This window comes from Neptunitalea lumnitzerae (genome assembly GCF_027924185.1).
Lineage (GTDB): Bacteria > Bacteroidota > Bacteroidia > Flavobacteriales > Flavobacteriaceae > Neptunitalea > Neptunitalea lumnitzerae.
On record NZ_BRVO01000001.1, the window covers coordinates 788,067 to 812,172 of the forward strand.

Here is a 24,106-nt window from a genome sequence, read left to right on the forward strand (position 1 = left end):
AATTTAAATTATCAATATGAACGGAGGATTTCAGCCCTTAGATTATGGGATATTTATAGGATACGTGATTTTAATTGCGGCTTTAGGATTATTTATTTCCAGAGATAAAAAAGGAACAGAGAAAAATTCTAAAGATTACTTTTTAGCAGGAGGAACGTTATCATGGTGGGCTATTGGTGCTTCACTTATTGCGGCAAATATTTCTGCAGAGCAGTTTATTGGTATGTCTGGTTCTGGGTATGCAATTGGTTTAGCAATTGCTGCTTATGAGTGGATTGCAGCCGCTGCTTTAATTATTGTGGCAAAGTACATTTTGCCAATTATGTTAGATAAAAAAATATATACCATGCCTCAGTTGGCAAGAGAACGTTACGGAAAAGGTGTTGCCTTTTTCTTCTCTTTCTTCTGGTTATTGGTATATGTGTTTGTAAACCTTACTTCGGTAGCTTGGTTAGGAGCCACAGCTATGGAACAAATTTTAGGGGTAGATAAAACGTATGGGGTAATTGGACTGTTATTATTTGCAGGTGTTTACTCTATTTATGGTGGACTTAAAGCGGTGGCTTGGACCGATGTTTTACAAGTTGTATTTCTTGTAGGGGGTGGTTTAATTACAGCTTGGTTTGCTCTTGCTGCTATTAGTGATACTGGTAGTGCTATTGACGGATTTAACTTAGTATACCACAAAGTGGTTTCTACGCCAGACGATGTGCATTTTAGTATGATTATTGAGCAAGGTAAAACAATGATTTCTGATGGTACCGGTGGCCAGAAAGATCCGTTTATAGACCTTCCTGGTGTTGCGGTTATCTTAGGTGCTATGTGGTTAACCAATTTAGGATATTGGGGTTTCAACCAGTATATCATTCAAAAAGGATTGGCTGCTAAAAACTTAAAAGAAGCAAAAAGAGGTTTATTATTTGGAGCTTACTTAAAAATATTAATTCCACTTATCGTTGTAATTCCTGGTATTGCAGCTTACGTTATTTTTGCGCATCAAGGAGACTTCCCTGAGTTAACATCACATTTACAAGGTACTATTGAAAAATCTGATGAGGCATACCCATGGTTACTTAGAAACTTTGCGCCTACAGGTATTAGAGGTTTAGCATTTGCTGCCTTAATTGCTGCAGTAGTTTCTTCGTTAGCATCTATGCTTAACTCTACTTCTACCATTTTTACTATGGATATTTATAAAGAGGTAATTAATAAAAATTCTTCTGAAAGAAACTTAGTAAAAGTGGGGCGTATTTCTGCTTTAGTTGCTTTAATAATTGCCATGTTTACAGCAAAACCATTATTAGGTGGTTTAGACCAAGCATTCCAATACATACAAGAGTTTACAGGCTTTATTTATCCTGGTGTAGTGGTTGTATTTGGTATGGGATTATTCTGGAAACGTGCTTCTAACAGAGCAGCTCTTTGGACAACCATTGCAACGTTGCCAACTTCAATTATATTAAAGTTTGCAGCTTCAGATGTACCGTTCCAGTTCCGTATGGGCTATACTTGTGTAATACTTATTACGCTAGCCGTAGTACTTACATTAACAGATAAAAACAGAGTACCAGCTACTCCGGTTTCTGATCAGAAAGCGAAACAATTTAAATTGGCAGGACTAATTTTTGCAGTGTTGGCTGTTGCAGCTGCTCTGGTAACATTAGTGTTTGGTACACCATTCTTTGGTATAGACCTAAGATTTATGGGGTATGAATCTGCTATTTTATTAGTGTTCTTATTTGGTTTCTTAGCGCTTATGATGTACAACAATGCTAATTGTACATTCCAAGATGAGAAAGCTTATGAAGTTGATACGGAGTTATTTAAAACCGATAAAACCTTCTTTATGGGGGCTATGGGTATAGTTGTTATCTTAGTAGCTTTATACGGTTACTTCTGGTAAGAATTTTTAAAATTTCGACGAAAGGTAAAATAACAAGCTAACTTTCAATATGTTCAAACCGATACCATATTTATGGTATCGGTTTTTTTGTAAATTTGTAGCAATAATCAAAAGAAATTTTTAGTTCTTACTTATGAAAAATATTACTGTTGTGCTTTTTTTGATGCTTTGCACATTAAGCAACGCTCAAATGAGATTATCCCCTGACAACAATGAAGTAGACGCTAGTCTTATTAAAGATGAGGTTTATGAAATGAGATGGTCTGTAAAATCTGGAGATACTTCTAATGATATTGGTAAGGTTATTACCAAGATTAAAAATAATGGCGATAAAGTATTAATTACTTCTGAAGTGAAAAGATACAATAGCGCTAAACGTTGGGTAGATACTACCATTGTTACCAAAGCAGATTTAAAACCAATATATCATGCTTCTTATAACGAGAACCGAGATATGGTAATTAACTATGGTGCTAAAACGGAAGGTTTTTATAAAGATAAAACCAAAAGAGAAAAGATTACTTTAAATGGTGAATATCCTACTTCTTTTGATAGTAGTATGTATCCGCAAGTAATTAGATGGTTGCCATTAAATGATAATTATACTGCAGATTTATTAGTTTTCAATTTTAATCCTTCTGGAAAAACAGATGTTTTAAATGCCTATGTAAAGGAAGTTTCTTCTACTAGCTACAATAATAAAGATGTTTGGGATGTAGTAGTAACCGATGATATTGTTGGTGGTAATGTTAAAACACATTACTACATTAGTAAAGAAGACAGATCAGTGCTTAGAATGGAAGTAAATATGGGAGCACAATCTATGATTATGGAAAGAATTTAATTTGTACCCTTATTATAAAGTTAAAAACCCTCAATACTTAAATGTACTGAGGGTTTTTTAATTACAAATGTGTTTGGGAAAAAGAGCGGGTTATATTTTTATAACAAAGCCTCCGTAGGGTTGCATTGTTATGGTTGTTTCGGTATTAGAAATTTCCGTTTGTTCAAATTTGGTTGAAGTACCATCGGTAATCATATAGCCATTTTTAGAAGGTATAAAGCTCAAGTCAATGGTCATTTCCTTCACTTTATTTTCTCCATTAATACCTGTTATAAACCAGGTTTCACCTTTTCTACGGGCAATAATAGCATCTTTACCAGGGTAGCCTGCTAGGTACTTAGATTGGTCCCAATCGGTAGGGATGTCTCTTAAATAATTTTTTACATACTCAGGCATTTTAGCCATTCCATTGGGTGTTTCTGCAATATGTTGAATGCCTGATAAAAACAACGTAGGCAGTGCAAGTTCAAAGGCAGCTGTGGTTCTACGGTGTATACCCGGTATGGTATCTAATGCCATAGGGGTAAAGTCCATAGGGTCAAATAAGTTTCTGGTATAGGGCAGCATTGCACAATGGCTCGGAGCTTCATCTGCATCTGGTTGTCCAAAGCTTATAAACTCAAAACCTTTAATGGCTTCCATAGTCATTAAATTAGGATAGGTTCTTTGCCAGCCTCTAGGTAATGTAGTACCATGAAAGTTTACTAGTATATGGTGTTTTGCAGCACTAGTTAATATCTGGTGGTAATACTCCATATAAGATTGTCCGTCTCCTCCAAAGAAATCTATTTTAACACCACCAATACCCCAATCACTTAATTTTTTAAATTCAGCTTCTCTTTTTTCAGCCGTGGTAAATCTGTCTTTAGGCTCGTACGGGGTAGTGTTCCAGTCACCTGCAGAGTTGTACCATAAAATAAGTTGTACATTTTTTTCTTTACCATAGGCTACAAGTTCTTTAATTCCGTCATCGCCTATTCTGGTATCCCAATTAACATCTATTAAGCAATAGCCCCAATTCATATCGGCAGCATAGTCAATAAACTCTTTGGTAATATCGTAAGTTATAGAGTCGTCTTTTAAAATAGCCCAACTCCAAGAAGCTAATCCGGGTTTAATATAATCGGTATCTTCTGTAATGGCTGGTTTGGCAAGGTCGGTACCTAAAGTAGAGTTGGTAACGGTTTCTAAGGTACCTAGTGCAATAACGCGCCAAGGTGTTTCCCAAGGTAATTTAGATTCTGGGTTAAGAGCCCCATCGGTCATTTTTTCTTCCGGTTGCGGAAATGTAAGTTTCAGTGCTTTATCTTCTTTGCTATATTTTAAATGTGACCCGGCATAGTTGGCTTCTAAATGAGTTTCGGTAATTGCCGCCCACATATTCTCAGCAGTATTAAAAAGAGCAGGATATATCCAACCTTCTCCAATATCTGATGGAGTATCTACACTAATTCCTTTCTTATAATGTTCCTCGTACGATGGATTAGTATGTTCCCAACCAGTTTTAGCTTTGGCTAGAGGCTGTAACCATGCTTTCGTGTTTTCCGGAAAGTTAAAAGTGGTTTTTTCATCGGTAATATATTTTACATCTTCTGAAGATTCAGGAAAAACATATTTAAAACCAAGTCCATCATTAGAAACACTAAACACAATCTGTAGTTGCTGTTCATGTTCATTAACCAAGGTAATGGTTTTTTGGTTGGCTGTGTATGTAATATTACTTTGTTTCCCGTGAGTTAAGGTATAGGTGTCTTCTATTTTTGATATATCTGAAAACGACTGCATGGATAGCTTAGATGCAAAATTTTCATCTTTACGCTCTAAACCAAGTACAGAGGTATCAATAACCACTTGGTTATTTTTATAAACTAAATAATATGCGGTAGAATCCTTCTTAATCCCTGTATGTACGCTAATACTCTCATCAGGGCTTTCAATGGTGGTAGAAGGCTTAGAATTTTCAGGAGGACAACAGGATGCTAGTAAGATACATAGCAAACCTTTTATCGCGATATTTTTCATTATGGTTATCTATAAGTGTTTTGTGAACATTTATAAATATACAAAAAAATAGCTTCAAAAATCAATTCCTCCCATTTTCGTCTGGATATAATTCATTTACATTGTCACTTTGCCAAAATTCCTTGGTGTCAACATTCATAATAGTTAACGGATTTGTATAGGCAGCACCTGTATCCATATTCCAAACATTAGCTCTATTTTGAGGGGTAGATTCGCCAATTCTGGTAAGTGGTGTGTGCCCAATAAATATCTCTTTATAGTGTAAAAAACGTTTTGGGTATCTAATATCGTCTTTAGAAAGGTTTGGGTCTAAGGCTAATGCGGTTTCCCAAAGTGTCCTGTCCCAGTAAAACAATCTTGGGTAGTACTCTAGTAAAACGCCGTGTAAATTGGTAAACCCTGCATGAATAAACAACCTATTATCATCATCTAAATAATAGGGTTTTAGGTTTCTTAGAAACTCTAAATGAATTTCTTTTTCATCGTGAGATAATTCGTCATAAGCAGCTACCGATGCGCCACCTCCGTGCATAAACCATAAATCGTTATCAGTTCTACCTTTAAAATAGTCCAGTAGTAGTTCATCATGGTTTCCTTGAATAAATACGCAGTCGTTACTAGCTTTTAGTTCAATTAATTTGGCAATTACTTGCGGAGACTGGCTCCAGCCATCAACATAGTCTCCTAAAAATATAAGTTTGTCGTTTTCGGTAACTTTTGCTCTTTCTAAAATTTGAAGTAATGCTTTGTATGCTCCGTGAATATCGCCTATGACAAGGGTTCTCATGCTCGTTAGTTTTTCTCAAAGGTCTTAAAAGATCTTATATATGACAAATTCAGAAAGTTAACTTTACTTCATAATCAAGATTAAAAGCTCGTTTGCTTGTAGTGAGATTAGCTATACTTTACCTTTCGTAGAATGCGCAAACATTCTTTTAAAGATTCGTAAACGTTGCGGTCATAATCTTTTATAATCCATCGGTTTTCTTCTAAAATACTGCGGGCATCTTCAAATCCATTTAAGGCACAAATTAGATAGGTATTGGGTAAGTTACGTAAGCTTTTTTTATCGCTAGCTGATAGTGGTAGTTTCTTTTTTATTTTAGAGAGAATAGTATTGTTGGTATTGTATATATGGTACAAGGTACTCTTTACATATTGGGGCGGATTAAAGAGTAGGGTACTTTCTATTTTATAGGTGCCATTTTCTTGAAAATAAATATTGGTACTCTCAAGCGGGTAATATTTTTGATGATTGTTTAAGCCCATTTGCACATACTCGGTAATCGAAAAAGAATCTTCGGTATGTGCAATTTCTACTTCGTCTAACGCAGAATAGAATAGTTTTACTTGCTCATTAATCAGTTCAATGTCTACTCTAGAGTAGTAGATTCTATCATTACTTTTTTTGGTGGTACCAGCCCAGCATACCACAAATTGCTCTTTAAACACTTTATAATTGCCTTTAAGGTCTTTATGGCGGTCATATAAAAAATCAATTACACCATTTAGGGTAAGCTCAATATTATTACTAGCTTGTTTTTCTATTTCGGCTACGGTTTGGGAGTTAATGTCTTTAAGTTTTATATCAAAAACTTTAGGCATACTCATACTACCATCTCTAAAAAATACAGAACCACCATAGTATTTCCAGATGTTTTTACGTAGCGAGCATACCTTACCATTAGAGCGTATGGTAACCAAACCTACTACCTTGTTTTCTGGTAGATGCGGAAAAGGAATATTTTCATATGAAATAAGCGGAGGATTATCTAAGTAAGCATTTACCAGATTTTGAATTTTACTATCATCAAAAAAGTCAACTCCTAAGATGAGATTTTCTTCATCTTCAACCCCAATTACTATAAATGAATTGTTGTTGGGGTTAGAGTTTGCCAAAGCGCATACGTGCTTTAAGAATTTAGCTTTGCCTTCTTTTTCACCAATATTTATAAAGCGTTTTTTGTCATAAAAACTATTTTCATCATTATGCGCTAAAAGACTTTTCACAAGAAGTCGTTTATTAATCATAGAACAAATAGCTTTTGTTGTGCATTAAATGTAAGTAATAAAGCTGAAATGTAACTGTTTATAAACGTTAAACTTATCAACGTTTTAGGCGTGTTGGTTGCTTACAGGGGCATTATTATTTAGCAGTATTTTAGAGGTTACAACCTCTAGAACTTATAATTTTACTGTACTTTTATATAAAATACTTACTCATGTACGAGGTCTATTTTCATAACTTTAAAAAACGGGTAGCGCTTACCGAAGAAGAGGAAGCACTTATAAAGTCGTACCTATCAGTTAAGAAAATAAGAAAACGACAGTTTCTGTTGCAAGAAGACGATGTATGTAAAACCATTGCTTTTGTAGAGCATGGTATGTTGCGAAGTTTTTCGGTAGATGATGCGGGTTCTGAGCACATTCTACAGTTTGCTGCAGAGGGTTGGTTTATTTCTGATATGCTTAGTTTTTTAACAGAAGAACCTGCTACCTTTAATATAGAAGCTGTTGAAAACTCTGAATTGGTTTTAATAAGTAAGTCTGCCCATGAAGAGCTTTTAAAATTGAGTCCGAAGTATGAAACCTTTATACGTGAGCTTATTACCAATGCTTATATAGCATTGCAAAAAAGAATAAATGCTAATAATAGCCAATCTATAGAAGAGCGCTATGAAGACTTTATTCACAACTATCCTGATATTACTAAGCGTGTCCCTCAGCACATGATTGCCTCTTATATGGGCACTACCCCCGAAACAATTAGTAGAATACGAAAAAGATTAACTACTCGTAAATAGAGGGTTAGCTTATTTTATTGATTTAAATCAATAGTTTTTCTTGATTTTCCACAATGGAAGAAGCCTTGTGGGCACCCTATCTTCGTATTGTTATAAAAAGGAAAAGATTATGATAGCAACACAAACCATAGCCATTATAGGTGCCGCCGGTAACATGGGCAGTGCTATAGCTAAAAGTTTAGCTAAAGGAAATTACAATTTGTTGTTGCAGGCTTCTCATGTGCAGAAAGCGCAAGGTGTGTTAAATGAGATTAAGAAAGCGAACCCTGATATTTCAGCGGAAGTGATAAATTGTTCTTTTGAAGCATCATGGGAGGCCGACATTATCATACTTGCTGTGCCTTACCAAGCAGAGCAAGTTGTAGCAGAAAAAATTAGAGAGGTGGCTAATCAGAAAATTGTGATTAGTGTATCCAATCCATTAAATAGTACGTATAACGGGTTGCTTACTAATGAGCTTAGTGCGGCAGAAGAATTACAGGATTTGTTGCCCAATGCCAAAGTGGTAAAAGCATTTAATACCACATTTAAAGCTGATTTTGAGAAACCCTTTATAAAAGACACGCAGGTAGATGCTTTTATTGCCGGAGATAATAAAGAGGCTGTAGCTACCGTGAAAGAGTTGATTGAAACAGTTGGTTTTCGGGCGGTAAATGCAGGAGGACTTTCAGTAAGCAGAACCCTAGAGCGTATGCAATTATTATTAATTCAGCTGTCGGTTGCTAATAATTATAACTGGCATGCAGGTTGGAAAGTATTACATAATTAAAACACTATATATTAATCTAAAATTAAATTTAAAAATCATGAAAAAGTTATTATTTGTTGCTATTGCATTTGTTTCGTTAAGCGCATTTACTGTTGCTAGTAAAGTTTGGACTAATGATGATCCTCACACTCAATTAGGGTTTACAGTTACCCACTTAGGTATTAATGATATTTCAGGAGCATTTACAGATGTAGATATTACGCTAGAGGCTTCTAAAGAAGATTTTAGTGATGCAGTTTTTAATCTTACTGCTAAAACAGCTTCTATTGATACACGTGTTGAAGCACGTAACAATCACTTAAAAAGTGCTGATTTCTTTGATGTTGAAAAATATCCAACCTTAACTTTTAAAAGTACAGGTATTAAAAAAGCAGGAAAAGATACTTACAAAATTGAAGGTGATTTAACTATGCACGGAGTTACTAAAAAAGTGTCTTTAAAGGCTACATACAGAGGTAGCGTAGTAAACCCAATGAGCAGCAAAGAAACTCAAGGTTTCCAAGTAACTGGTACACTTAAACGTTCAGATTTCGGAATTGGTGAAAAATTCCCAGAAGCAGTAGTTAGCGACGAAGTACGTATTGAGGCTAACGCTGAGTTTGTACAGTAATTAATAAAGGAATAAAGAATCTAATAAATCACAATTTAGAGATATGAATACGTTAGACCCCCAATACAAGGTTCCCCCAAATACAAAAATTGGACATGTGCATTTACGTGTATCTGATCTTCAAAAATCGTTAGCTTTTTATTGTGATTTGTTAGGTTTTGAGTTAATACAACTCTATGGAGATGATGCCGCTTTTGTTTCGGCAGGTGGTTATCATCACCACATAGGGTTAAACACCTGGCATAGTAAAAATGCTGAGCCTGATACCAGAGAAGGAGTAGGTTTGTACCATTTGGCAATTTTGTATCCTACAGAAAAGGATTTAGCCAATATTTTGAAACGATTAAGAGCAGCACATTTTCCTAGAATTGGTGCTTCAGATCATGGCGTGTCAAAGGCATTATACCTTAGAGACCCAGATAATAACGGAGTAGAATTGTATTGGGACAGACCCAAAGAGCAATGGCCAATTAATGAAAAGGGAGGTTTAGATATGTATACTAAACCTTTAGATTTAGAAGCATTGTTGGCATTAGCTGATTAATTAAGATATTGCAGATGAAAAGAAAAGATTTTATAAAAACATTGACCATGGGAACAGTTGGAATGACATCATTATCGGCATTTAAAAATATGACCGATAATTTAAAGGAGAGTGCAACCGTAATGCCTGTATTATTTATAGGACATGGTTCTCCTATGAACGGAATAGAAGACAATGAGTTTTCTAGAAGATGGAGTGCAATGGCAAAAGAAATCCCAATGCCGTCTGCTGTTTTAGTAGTCTCTGCACACTGGTATACTAGAGGTACGCGTATTACTGCTATGGATTTTCCTGAAACCATTCATGATTTTGGTGGTTTCCCTCAAGAGTTATTTGATGTACAATACAATGCACCTGGTAACCCAGAGCTAGCAAAAGAAACGGTTAAGTTAAGTACCCATACTGATATTATACTAGACCATGATTGGGGTTTAGATCATGGAGCTTGGACAGTGGTTCGTCACATGTACCCAGATGCTAAAGTGCCCGTGCTACAGTTAAGTATAGATGGTACCAAACCAGCACAATATCATTACAATTTAGCAAAAGAGTTGTATGAATTACGTAAAAAAGGAGTGCTGATAATAGGTAGTGGTAATATGGTGCATAACCTAGGTATGGTAGCTTGGGATAAAATAGATGCTACTTACGGGTATGATTGGGCTTTAGACCTGAACGAAACGTTTAAAAAGCATATTTCAGAAACCAATCATAGTTCTTTAATTAACTATGATAAGTTAGGGATGGCAGCTCGTTTAGCCATACCAACTCCAGAACATTATTTGCCATTAATGTACACCTTAGGGTTACAAAAAGATAAAGATGATATTTCGTTCTTTAATGATAAGGCGGTAGCAGGGTCTTTAACAATGACCTCTGTAAAGATTGGCTGATAGAACTAGAAATATTTATTTATGAATGTATTCTAAAAAACGCTGTTTGAAATTTCAAACAGCGTTTTTTATTTTTTTTAATTTAACAAAGAAATCTACTCTTTATATGTCATCGTTGCCGATACCTGAGCGGTAGGCAATATCAATAAATCTGAGATGTTTACATGGTATGGGCGGGTAACAACAAAGTGTATTACATCAGCAATATCATGTCCGGTTAAAGGTTCAAACCCTTGGTAAACTGTTTTAGCTTTTTCGGTATCTCCTTTAAAGCGTACATCACTAAATTCAGTTTCTACCAATCCAGGGTGTACCGCACCTACACGTATTCCTTTTCCGTAAAGGTCTACGCGCATAGCCTTGTTTAAAGCATTCACAGCATGTTTGGTGGCACAATATACATTTCCGTTAGGGTATACTTCTTTACCTGCAATAGAACCAATATTAATAATATGTCCTGTTTTACGGGCAATCATTCCCGGAATAATAGCTTTAGAAACATACAATAACCCTTTTACATTAATATCTATCATGGCATCCCAATCATCTAAACTACCCTCTTGTATAGGGTCTAAACCATGTGCATTACCAGCGTTGTTAATCAAAATATCAATATTAGAAAACGCTTCAGGTATACTATCAATGGCAGCTAAAACAGCCTCTTTGTTGCTTACATCAAAAGCCAAGGTATGTACTTTTACCATAGAAGAAAGTTCAGCTTTCATTGCGGCTAATCTATCTTCGCGTCTTCCACAAATAATTAAATCAATACCATTTTTAGCAAATAGTTCGGCTGTTGCTTTACCTATACCGCTAGTAGCCCCGGTAACAAGGGCTATTTTTGTTGTGTTATTCATCATACATATTTAAAATTAGGGTACTGGATTACCAGAAACTACTTCTAACATCATAAACCAATCTTCCAGGCTTAACGGAATATTTTTAGCCTCAATAGCTTTCTTAATTCGTTTCGGTTGCGTAGTACCAATTACCGGAACAATAGCTGCAGGATGTTTCATAATCCAAGCTATTAAAAGCGCATCTTCTTCTACCTTATATTTTTCACATAAGTTAGGCATGAGTTGCTTTAATCCGGGGTATTGTTTTTTAAAGTAATTGCCAAGCGGACTCCAAGCCATAGGTTTAATTTTCTTTAGCATCATATGGTCTAAAGTACCATCAAACATGGCTTCGTGTGTAGTTAAAGAAAACTCAATCTGGTTGGTTTCTACAGGTACATATTCACTTAAAAGATTGGTTTGTGTAGGGGTAAAATTAGATACTCCAAAGTGTTTTACTTTTCCGGTTTCAATAAGTTTATTTACTGTTTCTCCAACCTCTTTTGGGTCTAATAAAGGGCTAGGTCTGTGCAGTAATAAAATATCTAAATATTCGGTTTGTAAATGCTCTAAAGAAGTTTCAACACTTTTTATAATATGCTCTTTAGAGTAGTTGTAATGCTTTACTTTGTGGCTACGGTTTTTGCCTACCATTTGTATACCACATTTGGTAATAAATTGTACTTTTTCACGGTCAAGACCACTAGCGGCAAATGCCTTTCCAAAGTCGGCTTCTGTAGTATGATTACCGTAGATGTCGGCATGGTCAAAAGTGGTAATACCTTGCTCAAAATAGAAATGTTGTAGCGCAACCATTTCTTTAGTTCTTAATTTTTTACCCCATTGCCCCCAAGTCATTGTGCCAGCTACCAAATGAGATATTTGTAAATTTTTCATTAATTTAACGTTTTGCTCTGAAAATATATATCTAAGGTAGCGCTTCTAACGCTAAAACTTACTTAAAATGTGGTATTGTTGTTAATTTTTAACCAATTATTAACAGCTGTACTACTATAAAATTGACAATTTGCGTTGTTAAAATTTTGAACGATAGATTTACCCAACAAAATATAAATATGATGGAGCAAACGAATACCGTTGACATTAGTAAAATTAATGAGAAAATAGAGAGAGAGAGTGCTTTTATAGACCTGTTGATGATGGAGATGAACAAGGTGATTGTGGGGCAGAAGTACATGGTAGAAAGATTATTGATTGGATTACTAGGGCGTGGACACATACTTTTAGAAGGTGTGCCAGGATTAGCAAAAACGTTGGCTATTAATACCCTGTCTAAAGCAGTGCAAGGATCTTTTAGTCGTATTCAGTTTACACCAGACTTGTTACCTGCCGATGTAGTGGGTACACTAATTTACAACATTAAAGAGAATGACTTTTCTATTAAGAAGGGACCTATATTTGCCAACTTTGTGCTAGCGGATGAGATTAACCGTGCCCCTGCAAAAGTGCAGTCGGCTTTGTTAGAAGCCATGCAGGAAAAGCAAGTTACTATTGGAGATGAAACTTTTGTGTTAGACAAGCCATTTTTAGTAATGGCAACACAAAACCCGGTAGAGCAAGAAGGTACGTACCCATTACCAGAAGCACAGGTAGACCGTTTTATGTTAAAAACAGTAATTGATTATCCTAAGTTAGATGAGGAGCAATTAATTATTAGAGCCAACCTTAAAGGTTCTTTTGAAACGGTAAATCCCGTTGTTACTACAGAACAGATTTTAAGAGCGCAAGAAGCTGTGAAAGAAGTGTACATGGATGAGAAGATTGAGCGCTATATCTTAGACATTATTTTTGCTACACGTTATCCTGAAAAATACAATCTTGAAAGCTTAAAACCTTTAATTGGTTTTGGGGCTTCGCCAAGGGGTAGTATTAACCTTGCTAACGCTGCTAAATGTTATGCATTTATAAAACGTAGAGGGTATGTAGTACCAGAAGATGTAAGAGCGGTAGTACACGATGTATTAAGACACAGAATAGGAATTACCTATGAAGCAGAGGCTGAGAATATTAGTTCTGTAGATATTGTAAATAAAATAGTGAACGAGATTGAAGTACCTTAATCAGTTGCCTTAACTAAGGTAGCTTACTAACTGCTACCAGCCAATAACAACCATAACTGAATTTGGATACAATGGATACTAAGGAGCTATTAAAGAAAGTACGAAAAATTGAGATAAAGACACGCCGACTGTCTGACCATATTTTTGGAGGTGAATATCATTCTACTTTTAAAGGTAGAGGGATGACATTTTCTGAGGTGCGCCAGTACCAGTTTGGAGACGATGTAAGAAATATAGACTGGAATGTAACGGCACGTTATAACGAGCCGTATATTAAAGTTTTTGAAGAAGAACGAGAGCTTACCATGATGCTTATGGTAGATGTTTCTGGTTCTGAAATCTTCGGTACACAAGACGCTTTTAAAAGAGAAATTATTACTGAAATAGCAGCTACTCTTGCTTTTTCGGCACTACAGAACAATGATAAGATTGGGGTTATTTTATTTACCGATCAGATAGAGTTGTTTATACCTCCTAAAAAAGGGAAATCTCATGTTTTAAGAATTATACGTGAAATGTTAGAGTTTGAGCCTAAGAGCCAAGGTACTAACATTGCAGAAGCGTTGAAGTTTTTAAGCAGTGTAATGAAGAAGAAGGCAATTTCTTTTGTGTTGTCTGATTTTATGGATTCTGGTTATGAACAAACACTTAAAATTGCTGGAAAGAAACATGACCTTACGGGTATTAGAGTGTACGATGCAAAAGAGGAAGCTATGCCTAATATTGGGTTGGTGCAAATGAAGGATAGTGAAACGGGTGAATTAGTGCTGGTAAATACCGGGTCTAAAAGTGTTAGAAATGCATACACCAAGTATTACAAAGATAATGTAGCCTATTTTGAAGAAGTGTTTAGTAAAAGTGGTAGTGGTACTTTGGCTAGCAGGGTAGATGAAAATTATGTAAAAAAACTATTGGGTTATTTTAAAAGAAGAGGGTAAAACTATGAATATGTTGCAACGGGTAATAACTACAAAACACACACAATGGAGCGTAAGTGCATTGTTCGTGTTTTTTGCGTGTTTTGCCACCTGGGCTCAAGAAGCTCCGAAGGTTACCAAAGAAGTAGATACAACCTCCATTAAAATAGGAGAGCAAATAATGTATAAGGTATCGGTGGAAACCGATTCTACTGCACAAGTTATTTTTCCGGAAGGACAAACATTTGTGCCTTTAGAAATGGTAGAGGCTTACAAAACTGATACTATTAAAAGCAATAAAAAGTTTACTTGGGTAAAAAAATATGCACTGTCTAAGTTTGACTCGGGTACATATTATATTCCTAAGCAACTTATTTTAGTTAATGAGAAGCCGTATTTGTTAGATTCTTTATTGGTTTCTGTAGCTGGTGTAGAAGTAGATACTACCAAGCAAAAGATGTACGATATTAAACCTCTTGTTGAGGTAGAGGGTAGAAATAGTTTTGATTTTACACTACTCCTTTGGGCTTTAATTCCTATTGCTATTATTGCCTTTATAGTGTACTGGTTTTTAATAAGAAAAAAACCATTGACCGAAGAGGAAAAAATAGCCTTGTTGCCACCCTTTGAAAGAGCTATTCAGGAGTTAGACGGATTGGAAAATTCTAAATATTTATTAGAGTCTAATTATAAAGGATACTATTCTGAGTTAACTACTATTGTAAAACGCTACTTAGAAGAAGAAGTTCATATAGATGCTTTAGAGTCTACTACCGATGAGCTTTTTGCAAAAATAGAGATGCTACAAGAAAAAGGTGGTGTAAGGTTAGAGCAGGAAACCATTAATAACTTTAAGCGTGTTTTACAGACTGCCGACTTGGTTAAGTTTGCACGTTCTACACCCGATGATAATCAGGTAAGTAATGATAAAAAAGTTATACAACATGTGGTTGTAGAAACCAATGAATCTTTACCAGAACCTACTGAAGAAGAACTGGCACAAACAGAAGCTTACCAAGAATTACTGCTTAAGAAAAAGAAACAGAAAAATATTCTTATTGTAGTGGCTGCGGGTATGTTAACCATACTTTTAACCATAGGAGGCTTTATTTGGTATTATGGTCCAACGTATGTGTATGATACAGTTACAGGCCATGAGTCTAAATTAATGCTGGAAGGTGAATGGACAGTGAGTGATTATGGGATACCTCCTGTACGCATAGAAACACCAGAAGTATTAAAGCGTACCAAATTGGTATTGCCGGAAGAAGTAGAGCAAGTAATAGCCAGTGGTAAAATGTTTACCATGGGGAACGGAGTAAGAGATAATTTTTATGTGGCTGTAAGTACCGTAAATTTAAAACCAGAGGTTGCTAACCCTAACAGTGGAGTTACCATTCCTGAGTTTATGAAGCAGATTTATTTAGATGACTTAGAGGCTGCAGGGGCAGAAAATTTGCTTACGAAAGAAGAAGAGTTTATTAGTAAAGATGGCGTAGAAGGAAATAAAATGTATGGTTCTTTTAGTTGGAAAGAGAAAGAAGAAGATGAAGAACCTATTGATGCTACCTATCAGTTAATATCGTTTAAAGGAGATACGTACCAACAGAACATTTTAATTGTGTACAACGAGTTTAAAAATGATGAGTACATAGATAAGGTAGTAGACCGAATAGAAACCTCTATTGAAGTGAATACCTTAGCTAACGAAAATACGAAACAGGAGTAACATGTTTAAAGAAATTGAATTTGCGAATCCACATTTTTTCTGGTTGTTTTTAGTACTTCCAGTATTAATAGGGTGGTATATATGGCGCAGAAAAGAACAAACAGCTGCCCTTAAGGTATCTAGCGTAAAAGGGTTTAAAGTAAAAGGTTCTTTTTTAGCTAAGTTTAAGCCAATGTTATTTGTGCTAAGGTTATTGGCGTTGGCTGCGTTTATAGTGGCAATGGCAAGGCCACAAACTTCTGATGTTAGCTCGCAAACAAAAACTACCAAGGGGATAGATATTGTGATGGCTATAGATGTGTCTTCTAGTATGTTGGCACAAGATTTGAGACCAAACAGATTAAAGGCACTGAAAAAAGTAGCAACCGATTTTATAGATGAACGCCCTAACGACCGTATTGGTTTGGTAGTGTACGGTGGAGAGAGTTTTACTAAAACACCTATTACTAGTGATAAAAGTATTGTAAAGCGTGCTTTAGAAGAAATAGAAAACGGAATTGTAGAAGATGGTACTGCTATTGGCTCTGGTTTAGCTACGGCAGTAAACCGCTTAAAAGATAGTAAGGCAAAAAGTAAAATAATTATTTTACTTACCGATGGTGTTAAAACTGCCGGATCTATAGAGCCTATAGATGCCGCTGAGCTTGCGGTTGCTTTTGGTATTAAAGTGTATACCATTGGTATTGGGTCTAACGGTATGGCAAGAACTCCTATTGCGTACAACGCAGACGGTAGTTTTAGGTATGGTTTAAAGAAAGTACAGATAGATGAAGATTTGCTAAAAGCCATTGCAGAACGTACCGAGGGAACTTACTTTAGAGCAACAAGTAACTCGTCTTTACAAGATATTTATGATGAAATAAACAAGTTGGAAACAACCGAGATAGAGGAGTTTAAGTTTACCAACTATGACGAGAAGTACAGACCCTTTGTTATTGCAGGGCTTATACTATTAATGCTTGAGTTTTTATTAAAAAATACAGTGTTTAGAAGTTTTATATAAAACGGATTATGATAGACTTTGATGAAAAAATATATTTTTACGGATTAGCGGTAATTCCAGTATTGCTTTTGATTTTCATAGGTATTCAATTATGGAAAAAGCAAACGCAAAAAAAGTTTGCCTCTGATGCGTTGTTAAAAAAGCTTGCGCCAGAAAAATCTATATTTAAGCCTATTTTAAAAGTAATTGTATTTTTATTGGCCATTGCTTTGCTAGTAATAGCGTTGGTAGACCCTAAAATAGGAACCAAATTAGAAACGGTTAAAAGAGAAGGGGTAGATGTTGTTTTTGCGGTAGACGTATCTAAGAGTATGTTGGCAGAAGATATTGCACCTAGTAGAATTGAAAAGGCAAAACACGTGGTTTCTGAAATTATGGATAAACTTGTAAGTGATAGAGTTGGTATTATAGCCTACGCCGGGCAAGCATACCCGCAATTGCCTATTACTACAGATTATTCGGCGGCAAATATGTTTTTAAAAAGCATGAATACCGATATGCTTTCATCGCAAGGTACAGCTATAGATCAAGCTATTAAATTAGCAGGTACCTATTATAACGATGATAACCAAGCCAGTAGAATTTTGTTTATTATTTCTGATGGGGAAGACCATGAAGAGAATGATAACCAAATGAAAACGATTATTGAAGAGGCAGCAGATAAAGGAATTAAAATTATTACTATTGGGGTAGGAACTGCCAAAGGAGGTAGAATACCTATTAAAGATAGTAGAGGTATTCTAGAGGAGTATAAGAAAGATGGTAACGGACAAACAGTAGTTACCCGTTTAAATGAGGTTAATTTAAAACAGATTGCAGAAGAAGGAAATGGTATTTACATTAATGGAGACAATACCGATGCAGCTGTTACAAAGGTTATAGAGGAATTAAACAAAATGGATAAAACCACTTTTGAGGCAAAAGAATATACCGACTATGAAGACCAGTTTCAATGGTTTTTAGCAGCAGGTATGTTTTTGCTAATAATAGATGTGTTTATGCTAGAGAAGAAAACAAAATGGGTACAAATGTTGAATTTGTTTAATGAAAAAGAAAAGCAAGCATGAAGAGATTAGTTTTTATAGTAATAACTATGTTTGGCTTTACGTTGTCAAATGCTCAAGATGATAAGGATAAAGAGTTAGAACGTGCCAAAGTTAAATCTGAAAATTATACCTATAGTGCCAATGAGGAATTAAAAGGGGATGCGTATGTAGAAGCAGAAAGAAGCTATAGAAAAGCCATTTCTGATTATAAAGACAACACTACAGCCAGATATAATTTAGGTACTGCATACTATACCAAAGAAACTTATGACGAGGCAGCTTTGCGTTTTAAGGAAACAGCTGAGCAAGCAGAAACCAAAGCCGAAAAACATAAGGCATACCATAATTTAGGGAATGTGTTTATGAAAGAGAAGATGTACCAAAATGCGGTAGGAGCATATAAGCAAGCCTTGATTAATGACCCTACCGATGATGAAACGAGGTACAATTATGCGTTAGCCAAAAAGATGTTGGAAGATGAACAAAAAAATGGTGGCGGTGATGATAATGATAAAGATAAGGATAAGAACAAAGACCAAAACCAAGAAGATAAAAAGAATAAGAACGACGATAAGAACAAGAATAGTAAGAAAGACCAAGGCAACGACGAAAAGGATGAGCAGCAGAATGAAGGAAAGAATAATGAGCAGCAAAAAAATCCTGACCAGCCAAAAGATGGGCAACCACCAGAGCAGAGTAAGTCTAAAGCTTCTCCTGAGCAAATAAAACGTATGCTTAGAGCTATAGAGCAAGAAGATAAAAATGTTCAGGAAAAACAGAATACCAAAAAAGTAAAAGGTATTCCGGTGAAAACAGAAAAAGACTGGTAATCTTAACAAGCAACTTTTAAGATGAAAAAATTAGTAACACTGTTTATACTTTTGTTTATAAGCTTTGCAAATGCACAAAACGATGAGGTATCGTTTACGGCAAATGTGAGCAAAAAGAAATTGGGTGTAAATCAACGACTACGTGTAGATTTTACTATTGAGAATAAAGATGGAGATAATTTTACAAGACCTAGTTTTGAAGGTTTTAGAATTATCTCGGGTCCTGCACAGCAGGTAAGTAATGTGTGGAATAATGGAGTGCGTTCTTTTTCAAGAAGTTATTCGTATATTCTTCAGCCTTCAGAGGTAGGCAAGGTAGTTATTAGCCAAGCCACTATTGAGGTAGATGGTAAGGTGTACAAAACCATGCCTATAGAAATAGAGGTAACAAAAGCTGTTGACGACCCTAATGCTATACCTGGAGTAGATGAAGATTTAGGAGATAAGTTACTGCTTATGGCAGAAGTTTCTAAAACCAATCCGTATGTAAACGAGCCTATATCTGTAACCTATAAGCTTTATTTTGCCACAGATATAGGGGTAAATCAATTTGATGTAATAGACGACCCAAAGTATAGCAACTTCTGGAATCAGAATATTGAGACAAAGGGGTATAATACAGAAACCAAACTTTATAACGGAAAACGCTACCGAGTAGCCACCCTTAAAAAGGTTGCTTTATATCCGCAACAGGCTGGTGAACTAGAAATAGAACCGCTAACCATTGATGTAGGGGTTGAGGTACCTACTAATAGACGAAATTTTATTGGTAGACCTATCTATGTAAACACTACAAAAAGAGTATCAGCAGGTACTAGAACTATTAATGTGAAACCATTGCCTACAGAGGGTAAACCCGAAAGTTTCTCAGGTGCCGTTGGACAATTCGATTTTAAAGTGGAGATATCCAGAGATTCTTTAGAGGCTAATGAATCTTTAGACGCTCGTGTTAGAGTATCTGGTAATGGTAATTTAAAACTGTTGAGTTTACCTAAACTTAAAACACCAAGTGCTTTAGAAACGTACGACCCAGAGTACGAAGAAAAGGTTACTACCAAACTTACCGGTATGGAAGGTAGCGTAGCCGAAAATTATACTATTGTTGCTAGGTACAAGGGTAAGTATCCAATTCCGTCTGTATCGTTCACGTATTTTGATCCGAAAGCAGGAAAATATAAAACTATTGATTCTGGTGAAAAGATTATCAATGTAACCACAGGGCCAGTTAATAATCAGGTTGTTACTAATGAGCCTACAACTGCAAATGCAGTAACGGGCAAGCAACAAGTAGTAACCAATGGTAACGATTTTAGGTTTATTAAAATAGATCCTGAATTAGAGCCTATTACTAAAAGTTACTTCTATAAATCTACCATGTTTTATATACTCATGGTGTTACCATTGCTATTTATACCTATAGTAATAGTATCTAGAAATAAAAGGGAAGCTTATAGGGCAGATGTGCAGGGTAATAAAATTAGAAAGGCTAACAAATTAGCGAAGAAATATTTGTCTACTGCTCGTAAAACTTTAGGAGATAAAGAGGCGTTTTATATAGCTTTAGAAAAGGCATTGCATAATTACCTGAAAGCGAAACTACATATTGAAACTTCAGAATTCAGTAAAGAAAAAATAGCGCATCTGTTAGATGAAAAAGGAGTAACCGCTGAAGATGTAACCGAGTTTGTTAGTTTATTAGAAAGTTGTGAATTGGCTAGGTATTCTCCGGCATCTAATGTAACCATGCAGCAAGATTATGATAAGGCAGCAAGTAGTATTACTAAAATTGATAAACAAATTTAAAGTAGATAAGTGATGAAGAATTTTGTTTATATACTATTGTTATTAATAACTTCATTAGGCTTTGCACAAAATAATGCATTGTTTAAAGAGGCAACCGATTTATATAATTCTGGTAAGTACGAAGAAGCTATACAAAAGTATGAAGCTATTTTAAATGCAGGTGAGGAGTCTGCTGCTTTGTATTTTAATTTGGGGAATGCACACTATAAATTAAGTGATATAGCGCCCAGTATTTATTATTATGAGAAAGCATTGCAATTGGCACCAAATGATGCCGATATTAAAAATAATAGAGCCTTTGCACAAAACATGACGGTAGACGCTATTACACCGTTGCCATTAACCAGTTGGGATAAATTTAAACAGAACACTGTAGGTGCTTTGCATTTTGATGCTTGGGCCATAATTGCAGTGACGCTTTTAATAGCCTTTGTGGTATTTATTTCGGTATATAATCTTGTGTATGCCAGTTGGAAAAAACGATTGTTTTTTGTTCTGGGCTGTATTATGTTTATTGGGTCTGCAGTTAGCGTCTATTTTGCCGAATTGCAATATGTTAAAGCAAAGAATAGTAAGTATGCTATTGTTTTTTCTGCGGCGGCAGATGTAAACCCTGAACCTAACGAAGGTTCTAACCCTATTTTTACCTTACATGAAGGAACCAAAGTTAAAGTGTTAAACGACTTAAACGGATGGAGAAGAATTGCTTTGGAAGATGGTAAAGTAGGCTGGTTAAAAAAATCTGCTATTAAAAAATTATAAGTTTAAAGGCTGTTTTGGTATATAACGGTTTATAATATATCAATTTTTATTATATTGTGGTTTGTAAGTAGATTTTTCTTAATAAAAAATGAAAAACAAGCACAATATAGTACCCTTTATATTATTGCTTATAATGTTCTGTTTTTTGCCTACAGCTTTAAAGGCAGTACTACAGAGCAACACTGATGTGCGTGTTTGTACCATTTTAGAGGAAGAAGAGGAAGATAGTTCTGAAGGTGAAAATAATACCGTATATAAGACTATAGATTTATTTGTTTTAAACAAAGATGTTATTGTTCTATTGCCATTAAAGAGTACTGCTTTATACTATTTTTATCAGCCAGAATATACAATACACGATAGTAACAAGACTACCCACCCTCCCGAATTAGCGTAACAATTTTTGTAAGCGGCTATTTTATAGCTAATGCCGTTATTTTTTAATTATTGTTATAACTAATTCATTCACTCATATGTTTAAAACATTAAAAAATGATATTCCTGCTAGTATCATTGTATTTTTTGTAGCACTACCCCTTTGTTTAGGAATTGCATTGGTTAGTGAAGCACCGCCGTTTGCGGGGTTAATTGCTGGTATTGTTGGTGGTGTTGTAGTAGGTAGCTTAAGTGGTTCGTCTTTAGGTGTTAGTGGTCCTGCGGCTGGCTTAGCAGCCATTGTTGCTGCAGCCATTTTAAAGTTAGGATATGAAAATTTTCTGGTAGCGGTGGTGTTGGCCGGCATAATTCAATTGGTTTTTGGTATTATAAAGGCAGGTGTTATTGGGTATTATTTTCCTAATTCGGTTATTAAGGGAATGCTTACCGGTATTGGGATTTTAATTATTTTAAAAGAAATACCTCATTTTTTTGGATACGATAAAGACCCAGAAGGAGACTGGGAGTTTATTCAAGTTGATGGTGAAAATACCTTATCTGAAATTCTATCGGCAGTAAACCACATTTCACCAGGGGCAACATTGGTGGGTATTATAGCTTTGTTAATACTAATACTGTGGAGTACTGTATTAGCTAAGAAATCAAAAATTTTTCAGTTAATCCAGGGCCCTTTAGTAGCTGTGGTTGTGGGTATTTTATTATTCAATGTATTTCAGGGAAATAATTTATTAGCTATAGCACCTAACCATTTAGTAAGAGTGCCAGTGCCAGAAGGTATAGATAGTTTCTTGGGGCAGTTTAGCTTTCCTAATTTTGATGCCTTAGGAAATAAAGAAGTTTATATTGTTGCGTTTACCATTGCCTTAGTGGCAAGTTTAGAAACGTTGTTGAGTGTAGAAGCAACCGATAAAATAGACCCTGAAAAAAGGGTGACACCTACGAATAGAGAGTTATTGGCTCAAGGTACGGGTAATATTGTTTCTGGCTTAATTGGTGGTTTGCCTATAACACAGGTAATTGTGCGTAGTTCTGCTAACATACAGTCTAATGCCAAATCTAAAATGTCTGCAATACTACACGGTTTTTTATTGCTAATATCTGTTATATTAATTCCTAAGTTACTTAATATGATTCCGCTTTCTGCTTTGGCAGCAGTGTTGTTTGTAGTGGGGTATAAATTGGCAAAACCGTCTTTGTTTGTAACCATGTGGAAGGCAGGGCGTAAACAGTTTTTACCTTTTATAGTAACTATAGTGCTCATTGTGTTTAAAGATTTGCTTTGGGGTATTGGTGTAGGGTTAGCCATTGGCGTGTTAATAGTCTTGGTAAAAAGTTATCGAAATTCTCATTTTTTACATAAGAAAGAAAGTGCAGACCATCATCACTTTACCATGCGTTTAGCAGAAGAGGTAACCTTTTTTAATAAGGGTGCTATTTTACGAGAGCTGGAAAGTATACCTGAACATTCTTTTCTAGAATTAGATGTTAGAGGTACAAAATATTTAGACAATGATATAGTGGAGATACTAGAAGATTTCTCTTATAAAGCCAAAGCAAGAAATATTCATATTAAACTAATATCTGAAAAAGGAGTTGTTGACAACCCTGATAGCTATCTAGCTTTTTTTGGCGTTGTTTCTGCTTCTGGGCATTAGTGTATTGCGTTGTTATAGAAATTTGAATATCTATATTGTGTTTGTTACAAATAGGCTACCCAAGAGTTTGTATTAGGGTAGCCTATTTAATATCTAGCTTTTCTAATTCTTCTGTATCTATACCACTTTCTATAACTTTCAGAAATATAAATCTGCCAGCAGTGTTAAGCGGTTGGTATAAAATAGATTCGTCTAAAGTTTTTTTATCTACAAACCTAACTAGGTTATTGGTGGCATTAAAAAAGAGTAATAAGGCACTTAGTATCAGCCCCATTTTTAAAAATCCGAAGAGCGCACCTAAAAATTTATTGGTAAGCCCTAATGTAGCGGCATCTGCAGCTTTTGTTAACAGTTTCCCTAAAAGATAAATAATAAGAACTACTACCATAAACGTTATGGCAAAGGCTACTAAGTTTAGCGTGTTCGGTTCCCAATCTACTATAGTTGCTAAATAATCACTTACATAAAACGAAAAGTGTATAGCTACATATATACCAGCTATAAATGCAATAAATGTGGCAACCTCTAGTAATAGGCCTTTCATAAAACCACGTATTAAACCAAACAGTAAAAGGGCTCCCAATACGATGTCTAAGTAGTTCATCATTTAAATTTTAACAAATATAAACTTTCCGAATTAGTTATTTGTAACTTTG

At 35.3% G+C, this 24,106-nt stretch carries 23 protein-coding genes; 17 read left to right on the top strand and 6 right to left on the bottom strand.

Going from position 1 to position 24,106, the window contains the following annotated elements; all coding sequences use genetic code 11:
• Positions 1-16: 16 nt before the first annotated feature.
• Together Y10_RS03465 and Y10_RS03470 are read left to right on the top strand one after the other, a co-directional pair.
• Positions 17-1,903 (top strand): sodium:solute symporter family transporter, encoded by a 1,887-nt coding sequence (locus Y10_RS03465; RefSeq protein ID WP_281763973.1) that lies wholly within the window; start codon positions 17-19, stop codon positions 1,901-1,903.
• Between the two features lie 190 nt (positions 1,904-2,093).
• Positions 2,094-2,747, top strand: a complete 654-nt coding sequence (locus tag Y10_RS03470; protein ID WP_281763974.1) for a DUF3108 domain-containing protein — start codon at positions 2,094-2,096, stop codon at positions 2,745-2,747.
• Positions 2,748-2,837: 90 nt separating this feature from the next.
• On the opposite strand, the gene Y10_RS03475 is transcribed toward Y10_RS03470, so the two are convergent.
• From Y10_RS03475 to Y10_RS03485, 3 genes are all read right to left on the bottom strand, one after another.
• On the bottom strand, positions 2,838-4,769 hold the full coding sequence (locus Y10_RS03475) for a glycoside hydrolase family 97 protein (RefSeq protein WP_281763975.1): 1,932 nt from the start codon (positions 4,767-4,769) through the stop codon (positions 2,838-2,840).
• Positions 4,770-4,830: 61 nt separating this feature from the next.
• Positions 4,831-5,556 (bottom strand): metallophosphoesterase family protein, encoded by a 726-nt coding sequence (locus Y10_RS03480; RefSeq protein ID WP_281763976.1) that lies wholly within the window; start codon positions 5,554-5,556, stop codon positions 4,831-4,833.
• 107 nt (positions 5,557-5,663) lie between these two features.
• The gene (locus Y10_RS03485; RefSeq protein WP_281763977.1) at positions 5,664-6,800 is read right to left on the bottom strand and encodes an ATP-binding protein; all 1,137 of its coding nucleotides are present in this window, start codon (positions 6,798-6,800) and stop codon (positions 5,664-5,666) included.
• A gap of 191 nt (positions 6,801-6,991) precedes the next feature.
• Here Y10_RS03485 and Y10_RS03490 point away from each other — a divergent pair, with 191 nt between their 5' ends.
• The 5 genes from Y10_RS03490 (at position 6,992) to ygiD (ending at position 10,389) form a co-directional block, all read left to right on the top strand.
• Positions 6,992-7,573, top strand: a complete 582-nt coding sequence (locus tag Y10_RS03490; protein ID WP_281763978.1) for a Crp/Fnr family transcriptional regulator — start codon at positions 6,992-6,994, stop codon at positions 7,571-7,573.
• A gap of 109 nt (positions 7,574-7,682) precedes the next feature.
• Positions 7,683-8,342: an NADPH-dependent F420 reductase gene (locus Y10_RS03495; RefSeq protein WP_281763979.1), complete on the top strand. Its 660-nt coding sequence runs from the start codon at positions 7,683-7,685 to the stop codon at positions 8,340-8,342.
• A 37-nt stretch (positions 8,343-8,379) separates the two neighbouring features.
• On the top strand, positions 8,380-8,952 hold the full coding sequence (locus Y10_RS03500; RefSeq protein ID WP_281763980.1) for a YceI family protein: 573 nt from the start codon (positions 8,380-8,382) through the stop codon (positions 8,950-8,952).
• Between the two features lie 43 nt (positions 8,953-8,995).
• The gene (locus Y10_RS03505) at positions 8,996-9,496 is read left to right on the top strand and encodes a VOC family protein (RefSeq protein WP_281763981.1); all 501 of its coding nucleotides are present in this window, start codon (positions 8,996-8,998) and stop codon (positions 9,494-9,496) included.
• A 14-nt stretch (positions 9,497-9,510) separates the two neighbouring features.
• On the top strand, positions 9,511-10,389 hold the full coding sequence (ygiD, locus tag Y10_RS03510; RefSeq protein ID WP_281763982.1) for a 4,5-DOPA-extradiol-dioxygenase: 879 nt from the start codon (positions 9,511-9,513) through the stop codon (positions 10,387-10,389).
• Positions 10,390-10,484: 95 nt separating this feature from the next.
• On the opposite strand, the gene Y10_RS03515 is transcribed toward ygiD, so the two are convergent.
• Positions 10,485-11,249 (bottom strand): SDR family NAD(P)-dependent oxidoreductase, encoded by a 765-nt coding sequence (locus Y10_RS03515; protein WP_408733605.1) that lies wholly within the window; start codon positions 11,247-11,249, stop codon positions 10,485-10,487.
• Positions 11,250-11,261: 12 nt separating this feature from the next.
• On the bottom strand, positions 11,262-12,125 hold the full coding sequence (locus Y10_RS03520) for an aldo/keto reductase (RefSeq protein ID WP_281763983.1): 864 nt from the start codon (positions 12,123-12,125) through the stop codon (positions 11,262-11,264).
• A 182-nt stretch (positions 12,126-12,307) separates the two neighbouring features.
• Between Y10_RS03520 and Y10_RS03525 the strand changes: the two genes are divergently transcribed.
• The 10 genes from Y10_RS03525 to Y10_RS03570 all read left to right on the top strand — a co-directional run bounded on the left by Y10_RS03525 (position 12,308) and on the right by Y10_RS03570 (position 23,450).
• Positions 12,308-13,309, top strand: coding sequence for an AAA family ATPase (locus tag Y10_RS03525; protein ID WP_281764761.1), 1,002 nt, complete (start codon positions 12,308-12,310; stop codon positions 13,307-13,309).
• 71 nt (positions 13,310-13,380) lie between these two features.
• A complete protein-coding gene (locus Y10_RS03530) occupies positions 13,381-14,247 on the top strand; it encodes a DUF58 domain-containing protein (protein WP_281763984.1) in 867 nt (288 codons plus the stop codon).
• A 4-nt stretch (positions 14,248-14,251) separates the two neighbouring features.
• On the top strand, positions 14,252-15,955 hold the full coding sequence (locus Y10_RS03535; protein ID WP_281763985.1) for a hypothetical protein: 1,704 nt from the start codon (positions 14,252-14,254) through the stop codon (positions 15,953-15,955).
• 1 nt (position 15,956) lies between these two features.
• Positions 15,957-16,958 carry a vWA domain-containing protein gene (locus Y10_RS03540; protein WP_281763986.1) on the top strand — a complete coding sequence of 334 codons (1,002 nt, stop codon included), beginning with the start codon at positions 15,957-15,959 and terminating at the stop codon, positions 16,956-16,958.
• 8 nt (positions 16,959-16,966) lie between these two features.
• The gene (locus Y10_RS03545; protein ID WP_281763987.1) at positions 16,967-18,025 is read left to right on the top strand and encodes a vWA domain-containing protein; all 1,059 of its coding nucleotides are present in this window, start codon (positions 16,967-16,969) and stop codon (positions 18,023-18,025) included.
• Positions 18,022-18,834: a tetratricopeptide repeat protein gene (locus Y10_RS03550; RefSeq protein WP_281763988.1), complete on the top strand. Its 813-nt coding sequence runs from the start codon at positions 18,022-18,024 to the stop codon at positions 18,832-18,834. Before Y10_RS03545 ends, Y10_RS03550 begins: the two co-directional genes overlap by 4 nt.
• Positions 18,835-18,855: 21 nt before the next feature.
• The gene (locus tag Y10_RS03555; RefSeq protein ID WP_281763989.1) at positions 18,856-20,637 is read left to right on the top strand and encodes a BatD family protein; all 1,782 of its coding nucleotides are present in this window, start codon (positions 18,856-18,858) and stop codon (positions 20,635-20,637) included.
• 12 nt (positions 20,638-20,649) lie between these two features.
• On the top strand, positions 20,650-21,399 hold the full coding sequence (locus Y10_RS03560) for a tetratricopeptide repeat protein (RefSeq protein ID WP_281763990.1): 750 nt from the start codon (positions 20,650-20,652) through the stop codon (positions 21,397-21,399).
• Between the two features lie 88 nt (positions 21,400-21,487).
• Complete coding sequence (locus Y10_RS03565) at positions 21,488-21,796, top strand: hypothetical protein (RefSeq protein ID WP_281763991.1); 309 nt, start codon at positions 21,488-21,490, stop codon at positions 21,794-21,796.
• 76 nt (positions 21,797-21,872) lie between these two features.
• Positions 21,873-23,450 carry a SulP family inorganic anion transporter gene (locus Y10_RS03570; protein ID WP_281763992.1) on the top strand — a complete coding sequence of 526 codons (1,578 nt, stop codon included), beginning with the start codon at positions 21,873-21,875 and terminating at the stop codon, positions 23,448-23,450.
• An 82-nt stretch (positions 23,451-23,532) separates the two neighbouring features.
• Here Y10_RS03570 and Y10_RS03575 read toward each other — a convergent pair whose 3' ends face one another.
• Positions 23,533-24,057, bottom strand: coding sequence for a CvpA family protein (locus Y10_RS03575; protein ID WP_281763993.1), 525 nt, complete (start codon positions 24,055-24,057; stop codon positions 23,533-23,535).
• Positions 24,058-24,106: the final 49 nt, after the last annotated feature.

Coding starts and splice junctions, on each gene's coding strand:
- Y10_RS03570 (WP_281763992.1), top strand. CDS start 21,873: ATGTTTAAAACATTAAAAAATGATATTCCTGCTAGTATCATTGTATTT.
- Y10_RS03560 (WP_281763990.1), top strand. CDS start 20,650: ATGAAGAATTTTGTTTATATACTATTGTTATTAATAACTTCATTAGGC.
- Y10_RS03485 (WP_281763977.1), bottom strand. CDS start 6,800: ATGATTAATAAACGACTTCTTGTGAAAAGTCTTTTAGCGCATAATGAT.
- Y10_RS03545 (WP_281763987.1), top strand. CDS start 16,967: ATGATAGACTTTGATGAAAAAATATATTTTTACGGATTAGCGGTAATT.
- Y10_RS03565 (WP_281763991.1), top strand. CDS start 21,488: ATGAAAAACAAGCACAATATAGTACCCTTTATATTATTGCTTATAATG.
- Y10_RS03540 (WP_281763986.1), top strand. CDS start 15,957: ATGTTTAAAGAAATTGAATTTGCGAATCCACATTTTTTCTGGTTGTTT.
- Y10_RS03515 (WP_408733605.1), bottom strand. CDS start 11,249: ATGATGAATAACACAACAAAAATAGCCCTTGTTACCGGGGCTACTAGC.
- Y10_RS03575 (WP_281763993.1), bottom strand. CDS start 24,057: ATGATGAACTACTTAGACATCGTATTGGGAGCCCTTTTACTGTTTGGT.
- Y10_RS03500 (WP_281763980.1), top strand. CDS start 8,380: ATGAAAAAGTTATTATTTGTTGCTATTGCATTTGTTTCGTTAAGCGCA.
- Y10_RS03480 (WP_281763976.1), bottom strand. CDS start 5,556: ATGAGAACCCTTGTCATAGGCGATATTCACGGAGCATACAAAGCATTA.
- Y10_RS03520 (WP_281763983.1), bottom strand. CDS start 12,125: ATGAAAAATTTACAAATATCTCATTTGGTAGCTGGCACAATGACTTGG.
- Y10_RS03535 (WP_281763985.1), top strand. CDS start 14,252: ATGAATATGTTGCAACGGGTAATAACTACAAAACACACACAATGGAGC.
- Y10_RS03495 (WP_281763979.1), top strand. CDS start 7,683: ATGATAGCAACACAAACCATAGCCATTATAGGTGCCGCCGGTAACATG.
- Y10_RS03475 (WP_281763975.1), bottom strand. CDS start 4,769: ATGAAAAATATCGCGATAAAAGGTTTGCTATGTATCTTACTAGCATCC.
- Y10_RS03465 (WP_281763973.1), top strand. CDS start 17: ATGAACGGAGGATTTCAGCCCTTAGATTATGGGATATTTATAGGATAC.
- ygiD (WP_281763982.1), top strand. CDS start 9,511: ATGAAAAGAAAAGATTTTATAAAAACATTGACCATGGGAACAGTTGGA.
- Y10_RS03505 (WP_281763981.1), top strand. CDS start 8,996: ATGAATACGTTAGACCCCCAATACAAGGTTCCCCCAAATACAAAAATT.
- Y10_RS03490 (WP_281763978.1), top strand. CDS start 6,992: ATGTACGAGGTCTATTTTCATAACTTTAAAAAACGGGTAGCGCTTACC.
- Y10_RS03470 (WP_281763974.1), top strand. CDS start 2,094: ATGAGATTATCCCCTGACAACAATGAAGTAGACGCTAGTCTTATTAAA.
- Y10_RS03555 (WP_281763989.1), top strand. CDS start 18,856: ATGAAAAAATTAGTAACACTGTTTATACTTTTGTTTATAAGCTTTGCA.
- Y10_RS03525 (WP_281764761.1), top strand. CDS start 12,308: ATGGAGCAAACGAATACCGTTGACATTAGTAAAATTAATGAGAAAATA.
- Y10_RS03550 (WP_281763988.1), top strand. CDS start 18,022: ATGAAGAGATTAGTTTTTATAGTAATAACTATGTTTGGCTTTACGTTG.
- Y10_RS03530 (WP_281763984.1), top strand. CDS start 13,381: ATGGATACTAAGGAGCTATTAAAGAAAGTACGAAAAATTGAGATAAAG.